Origin of the sequence: Pseudomonas koreensis (genome assembly GCF_025447595.1) — a bacterium.
Taxonomy (GTDB): domain Bacteria; phylum Pseudomonadota; class Gammaproteobacteria; order Pseudomonadales; family Pseudomonadaceae; genus Aquipseudomonas; species Aquipseudomonas koreensis_H.
This window is the reverse complement of record NZ_JAOEJU010000013.1, coordinates 159,316-165,836: the sequence shown is the minus strand read 5'-3', so window position 1 is coordinate 165,836 and position 6,521 is coordinate 159,316. Positions and strand designations below refer to the sequence as shown.

Below are 6,521 nucleotides of genomic sequence, written 5' to 3'. Positions count from 1 at the left end.
TCCCCGTGACCGCCTGTTGCGGATCACCAAGGAAGAGGCGCAGTTGTCGAAGCAGGAAACCAGCAAGATGCTGGTGCGCGGCCTCGCCCACGAGATCAAGAATCCACTGGGTGGCATCCGCGGTGCCGCGCAACTGCTGGCCCGGGAACTGCCGGAAGACAGCCTGCGCGATTACACCAACGTGATCATCGAAGAGGCTGACCGCCTGCGCAATCTGGTCGACCGCATGCTCGGTTCGAACAAACTGCCGTCGCTGGCCCTGTGCAACGTCCACGAAGTGCTGGAGCGCGTCTGCCAACTGGTCGAGGCCGAGAGCCAGGGCTGCATCACGCTGGTGCGCGATTACGACCCGAGCATTCCCGACGTTCTGATCGACCGCGAACAAATGATTCAGGCGGTGCTGAACATCGTCCGCAACGCGATGCAGGCCATCAGCAGCCAGAACGAACTGCGTCTGGGCCGCATCACCCTGCGTTCCCGAACGATGCGCCAGTTCACCATTGGCCACGTCCGCCATCGCCTGGTGACCAAGATCGAGATCATCGACAACGGCCCGGGCATTCCGGCGGAACTCCAGGAAACCATCTTCTTTCCCATGGTCAGCGGCCGTCCGGACGGTACCGGGCTGGGCCTGGCCATCACCCAGAACATCATCAGCCAGCACCAGGGCCTGATCGAGTGTGACAGCCATCCAGGCCACACCACGTTTTCGATCTTTCTGCCACTGGAACAAGGAGCCACATCGACATGAGCCGTAGTGAAACCGTGTGGATCGTCGATGACGACCGTTCTATCCGTTGGGTTCTGGAAAAAGCCCTGCAACAGGAAGGCATGACCACCCAGAGCTTCGACAGTGCCGATGGCGTGATGAGCCGCCTCGCGCGCCAGCAGCCGGACGTGATCATCTCCGATATCCGCATGCCCGGCGCCAGCGGCCTGGACCTGCTGGCGCGGATCCGCGAGCAGCACCCGCGGCTGCCGGTGATCATCATGACCGCTCACTCCGATCTGGACAGCGCTGTCGCCTCCTATCAGGGCGGCGCGTTCGAGTATCTGCCCAAGCCGTTCGACGTTGACGAAGCGGTATCGCTGGTCAAGCGCGCCAACCAGCATGCCCAGGAACAACAGGGCCTGGAAGTCGCTCCGACCCTGACCCGCACTCCGGAAATCATCGGCGAAGCCCCGGCGATGCAGGAAGTGTTTCGCGCCATCGGGCGGCTGAGCCACTCCAACATCACCGTGCTGATCAACGGCGAATCCGGCACTGGTAAAGAACTGGTGGCTCACGCGCTGCACCGCCACAGCCCGCGCGCGGCCTCGCCGTTCATCGCGCTGAACATGGCGGCGATTCCGAAAGACCTGATGGAATCCGAGCTGTTCGGCCACGAGAAAGGCGCCTTCACCGGCGCGGCCAACCTGCGTCGCGGGCGTTTCGAACAAGCCGACGGCGGCACGCTGTTCCTCGATGAAATCGGCGACATGCCGGCAGACACCCAGACCCGACTGCTGCGGGTGCTGGCCGATGGCGAGTTCTATCGCGTTGGCGGGCATGTGCCGGTCAAGGTCGATGTGCGGATCATCGCCGCGACGCACCAGAATCTGGAAACCCTGGTTCACGCCGGCAAATTCCGTGAGGACTTGTTCCACCGCCTCAACGTGATCCGCATCCACATCCCGCGCCTGTCGGACCGTCGCGAAGACATCCCGACCCTGGCCAAGCACTTCCTCAGCCGCGCCGCGCAAGAACTGGCGGTCGAGCCGAAGCTGCTGAAAAGCGAGACCGAGGAATACCTGAAAAACCTGCCGTGGCCGGGCAACGTGCGCCAGCTGGAAAACACCTGCCGCTGGATCACCGTGATGGCGTCCGGGCGTGAGGTACACATCAGCGACCTGCCGCCGGAACTGCTGAGCCTGCCGCAGGACTCGGCGCCCGTGACCAACTGGGAACAGGCGCTGCGCCAGTGGGCCGATCAGGCCCTGGCTCGCGGTCAGTCGAGCCTGCTCGACAGCGCGGTGCCGGCGTTCGAGCGGATCATGATCGAGACCGCGTTGAAGCATACCGCCGGGCGTCGTCGCGACGCTGCCGTACTGCTGGGATGGGGCCGGAACACCTTGACTCGCAAGATCAAGGAACTCGGCATGAAGGTCGATGGCGGGGATGATGACGAGGGCGATGAAGGCTGAGATTCAGCGCCAGCCTGCACCGCCGCAAGGCACCGTGACCCTTAATCGGGCACGGTCACTGGCTCAGGTTTGCACTGTGAACCGCTGAAAATCCCGTCCTGTGAAAAGACGAAGGCCCCGTATTACGGGGCCTTCGTCATTGTGTCGGGCTTTTTTGTTTCAAAACGAGAAAACCTGGCACGCCCCCTGCAATAACTCCAGCAGGTGATTCGATTCACCCACCCTTTCGGGGGCCTTGGTACAGGCAGGCCGGGGATTCCCCTCTTTACACCGGACTCAGCGAGTCCACCCTTTTGGGGCCCTTGATACAGGCAGGTCAGGGGTTCCTTCTTTACACCGGCTCAGAACGCGATGCGATGAGCCCGCCCGTTTCGGGAACCTTGGTACAGGCAGGCCGGGGATTCCCTCTTTTATTGCTCCCGGAGATGGATCTCCAGCCGCCAGCGGTCATCGACCGCCTGGCCGGCCCAGTCGCCCTGCAGCGGCCGCGCTGCCACGAGCGTCAGCAACAATCCCCCATCACTCAACCGCGTCCGCCAGTTCACGTCCTTGCCGTTGAACTTGAGCTGGCCTTTCTGCGCCTTGCCTTCGGCTTCGAACAACAACGCGATGCTGCCATCGACGATCTCGCCGTGCAGCTTCGGCTCGTTGTTGAACCAGACTGCCAGACCGCCATCGATCACCTCGACGTGCTGCAAAACGCTTGGATCAGGCGTGGTCAAACGGCCGATCATCATCCCGACCATCACACCGACGATCGCCAGCGATGCCATCACTCGCGGGAATAGTTTCGAACGCGGATCCGCTTGCGGCGTAGAATGCGCGTCATCTTTACCTTCGGAGCCGTGCATGTTTCACGTCATCCTTTTTCAACCGGAAATTCCGCCGAACACCGGCAACGTTATCAGGCTGTGCGCCAACAGCGGCTGCCACCTGCATCTGATCGAACCGCTGGGCTTCGAGATGGACGACAAGCGCCTGCGCCGCGCCGGTCTCGACTACCACGAGTATGCCACTTTGCAGCGCCATGCCGACCTCGCCAGCTGCCTGGAAAGCCTCGGCCATCCACGCCTGTTCGCGTTCACCACCAAGGGTTCGCGGCCGTTTCACGATGCCGCGTTCGTCCCGGGTGATGCGTTCATCTTCGGCCCGGAAAGCCGTGGCCTGCCGCCGGAAGTGCTCGATGCCCTGCCCGGCGAACAACGCCTGCGCCTGCCGATGCGCGAAGGCTGCCGCAGCCTGAACCTGTCGAACACCGTGGCAGTCGCCGTGTACGAAGCGTGGCGGCAGAACGGCTTTAAATAACACCCAAAACAACTGTGGGAGCGAGCTTGCTCGCGATAGCGGTGTGTCAGACGACATCAATGTCACCTGACCCTCCGTAATCGCGAGCAAGCTCGCTCCCACATTGGGTGTTGCAAAACGCTTACTGAACGGTCGGGGTCTCGCCGGATTCCTGCATGCGCTGCAGCTCTTGCGCGTACAGGGCGTCGAAGTTCACCGGGGCCAGCATCAGGGCCGGGAACGAACCACGGGTCACCAGGCTGTCCAGGGTTTCGCGAGCGTACGGGAACAGGATGTTCGGGCAGAAAGCACCCAGAGTGTGGCTCATCGAAGCCGCGTCCAGGTTCTTGATCAGGAAGATACCGGCCTGTTGCACTTCAGCGATGAAGGCGACTTCTTCACCGTTTTTCACGGTGACGGACAGGGTCAGCACGACTTCGTAGAAATCACCTTCCAGGGCTTTCTGGCGGGTGTTCAGATCCAGAGCGACCGCCGGATCCCACTGCTGGCGGAAGATCGCCGGGCTTTTCGGGGCTTCGAAGGACAGGTCGCGTACGTAGATGCGCTGCAAGGAGAATTGCGGTGCGGTTTCTTCTTCGCTGGCTGCAGTGTTCTGTTGGTCAGTCATCTCAGATCCTTTCTGATCTCGGGTCTTTTAGGGTTCTTGGTGTTCGGTAGAGCGTGCAGCAGTTCAGGCCTTGAGCAGCGCGTCGAGCTTGCCGGCGCGCTCCAGGGCATACAAATCATCACATCCGCCGATGTGCTTTTCGCCGATCCAGATCTGCGGCACGGACGTGCGTCCGGCCTTCTGGGCCATGGCGGCGCGCACCTGCGGTTTGCCATCGACCTTGATCTCTTCGAAGGCCACGCCTTTGTTCGCGAGCAGGTACTTGGCGCGCGAGCAGTAAGGGCAGTAATCGCTGGAGTAGACGATGACGGCGCTCATATCACTTCACCAACGGCAGGTTGTCGCCTTTCCAGCTGGAAATCCCGCCGGACAGCTTGGCGGCGGTGAAGCCGGCCTTCATCAGCTCGCGGGCGTGGGTGCCGGCAGTCTGGCCCAGGGCGTCGACCAGAATGATGGTCTTGGCCTTGTGTTTTTCCAGCTCACCGATGCGGGCGGCCAGTTTGTCCTGGGGAATGTTCACCGCGCCAACGATGTGACCGGCGGCGTAGTCCTTGCTCGGACGGATGTCCACCACCACGCCGGCTTCCTTGTTGACCAGTGCGGTCAGCTCGCCCGTGCTCAGGCTTTTACCGCCGCCCTGCACCGTATGCGCCAGCAGCAAAGCCAGCAATACGACGAAGATACCGACAAGAATGTAGTGGTTAGTGGCAAATTCAATCAGGTGAGCAACCATCGAAGGAGGTTCCAGGGCGTTAAAATGTCGGCCAGTATACACAGCCACTATGGTCGGCCAAACCCCGTCCGGCGGTGACGCCGCCGGAACTTCGCTTTAAACTCCAACTCCCTTTTCCATCGCCCTCTTCTTATTAGCCACGAGTGGATTCCATGACTACCACGCCTAAACCTTTGGTCCTGATGATTCTCGACGGCTTCGGTCACAGCGACAGCCCCGAATCCAACGCCGTCTATGCGGCCAAGAAGCCTGTGCTGGATCGCCTGTGGGCCACCGTGCCGAACGGCTTGATCTCGGGCAGCGGCATGGACGTCGGTCTGCCGGACGGCCAGATGGGCAACTCCGAAGTCGGCCACATGAACCTCGGCGCCGGCCGCGTGGTGTATCAGGACTTCACGCGCGTGACCAAAGCGATCCGCGACGGCGAGTTCTTCGAGAACCCGACCATCTGCGCCGCCGTGGACAAGGCCGTGGCCGCCGGCAAGGCCGTGCATTTCATGGGTCTGCTGTCGGACGGCGGCGTTCACAGCCACCAGGATCACCTGATCGCCATGGCCGAACTGGCCTTCAAGCGCGGCGCCGAAAAAATCTACCTGCACGCCTTCCTCGACGGCCGCGACACGCCGCCGAAAAGCGCTGCCTCGTCGATCGAACTGCTCGACGCGACCTTCCAGGCGCTCGGCAAGGGCCGCATCGCCAGCCTGATCGGCCGCTACTACGCCATGGATCGCGACAACCGTTGGGATCGCGTGTCCCAGGCCTACAACCTGATCGTCGATGGCAATGGCGAATTCAACGCTGCCACCGCCCAGGAAGGTCTGGAAGCCGCTTACGCCCGTGGCGAGAGCGACGAATTCGTCAAAGCCACCAGCATCGGTGAGCCGGTAAAAGTCGAAGACGGCGACGCCTTGGTGTTCATGAACTTCCGCGCCGACCGCGCACGCGAGCTGAGCCGCGTGTTTGTCGAAGACGGCTTCAAGGAATTCGAGCGCGCACGCCAGCCAAAAGTGCAGTACGTGGGCCTGACCCAATACGCCGCCAGCATCCCGGCTCCCGCCGCTTTCGCGCCGGGCAGCCTGGAAAACGTGCTCGGCGACTATTTGGCGAAAAACGGCAAGACCCAGCTGCGAATCGCCGAAACCGAGAAATACGCCCACGTAACCTTCTTCTTCTCCGGCGGTCGTGAAGAACCGTTCCCGGGCGAAGAACGCATCCTGATCCCGTCGCCGAAAGTCGCCACCTATGACTTGCAGCCGGAAATGAGCGCGCCGGAAGTCACCGACCGCATCGTCGAGGCCATCGAGAATCAGCGCTACGACGTGATTGTGGTCAACTACGCCAACGGCGACATGGTCGGCCATAGCGGCGTGTTCGAAGCCGCAGTGAAAGCCGTGGAATGCCTGGACACCTGCGTAGGTCGCATCGTCGAAGCCCTGGAAAAAGTCGGCGGCGAAGCGCTGATCACCGCCGACCACGGCAACGTCGAGCAGATGGCCGACGAATCCACAGGGCAAGCGCACACTGCGCACACCACCGAGCCGGTGCCGTTCATCTATGTCGGCAAGCGTGATCTGAAAGTCCGCGAAGGCGGCGTGCTGGCGGATGTGGCGCCGACCATGCTGAAACTGCTGGGCCTGGAAAAACCGGCGGAAATGACCGGCACTTCGATTCTGGTGTAATCCGCCCGTAAAA

The 6,521-nt window shown here is 61.9% G+C and carries 8 protein-coding genes; 4 read left to right on the top strand and 4 right to left on the bottom strand.

Translation table 11 applies throughout. From position 1 onward, the window contains the following. Together glnL and ntrC are read left to right on the top strand one after the other, a co-directional pair. The coding region (glnL, locus tag N8H71_RS17270; protein WP_262194915.1) for a nitrogen regulation protein NR(II) at nucleotides 1–751 on the top strand (751 nt) is incomplete at its 5' end. Next, entirely contained in the window at nucleotides 748–2,184 is a 1,437-nt protein-coding gene (ntrC, locus tag N8H71_RS17265) for a nitrogen regulation protein NR(I) (RefSeq protein WP_007952518.1), read from the top strand. The genes glnL and ntrC, both read left to right, overlap by 4 nt. 410 nt (nucleotides 2,185–2,594) lie before the next feature. Here ntrC and N8H71_RS17260 read toward each other — a convergent pair whose 3' ends face one another. Continuing rightward, on the bottom strand, nucleotides 2,595–3,035 hold the full coding sequence (locus N8H71_RS17260) for a hypothetical protein (RefSeq protein WP_262194913.1): 441 nt from the start codon (nucleotides 3,033–3,035) through the stop codon (nucleotides 2,595–2,597). On the opposite strand from N8H71_RS17260, the gene N8H71_RS17255 reads away from it, so the two are divergent. Beyond that, nucleotides 3,034–3,489, top strand: coding sequence for a tRNA (cytidine(34)-2'-O)-methyltransferase (locus N8H71_RS17255; RefSeq protein WP_065257698.1), 456 nt, complete (start codon nucleotides 3,034–3,036; stop codon nucleotides 3,487–3,489). The two genes, N8H71_RS17260 and N8H71_RS17255, sit on opposite strands and share 2 nt — an antisense overlap. A 121-nt stretch (nucleotides 3,490–3,610) precedes the next feature. On the opposite strand, the gene secB is transcribed toward N8H71_RS17255, so the two are convergent. The 3 genes from secB to N8H71_RS17240 all read right to left on the bottom strand — a co-directional run bounded on the left by secB (nucleotide 3,611) and on the right by N8H71_RS17240 (nucleotide 4,829). Then, nucleotides 3,611–4,096, bottom strand: a complete 486-nt coding sequence (secB, locus tag N8H71_RS17250) for a protein-export chaperone SecB (RefSeq protein WP_007909233.1) — start codon at nucleotides 4,094–4,096, stop codon at nucleotides 3,611–3,613. A gap of 63 nt (nucleotides 4,097–4,159) precedes the next feature. Beyond that, complete coding sequence (gene grxC / locus N8H71_RS17245; RefSeq protein WP_262194912.1) at nucleotides 4,160–4,414, bottom strand: glutaredoxin 3; 255 nt, start codon at nucleotides 4,412–4,414, stop codon at nucleotides 4,160–4,162. Between the two features lies 1 nt (nucleotide 4,415). Then, entirely contained in the window at nucleotides 4,416–4,829 is a 414-nt protein-coding gene (locus N8H71_RS17240) for a rhodanese-like domain-containing protein (protein ID WP_007952524.1), read from the bottom strand. A gap of 152 nt (nucleotides 4,830–4,981) precedes the next feature. On the opposite strand from N8H71_RS17240, the gene gpmI reads away from it, so the two are divergent. Further along, nucleotides 4,982–6,508, top strand: coding sequence for a 2,3-bisphosphoglycerate-independent phosphoglycerate mutase (gene gpmI / locus N8H71_RS17235; protein ID WP_262194911.1), 1,527 nt, complete (start codon nucleotides 4,982–4,984; stop codon nucleotides 6,506–6,508). Nucleotides 6,509–6,521 lie beyond the last annotated feature (13 nt).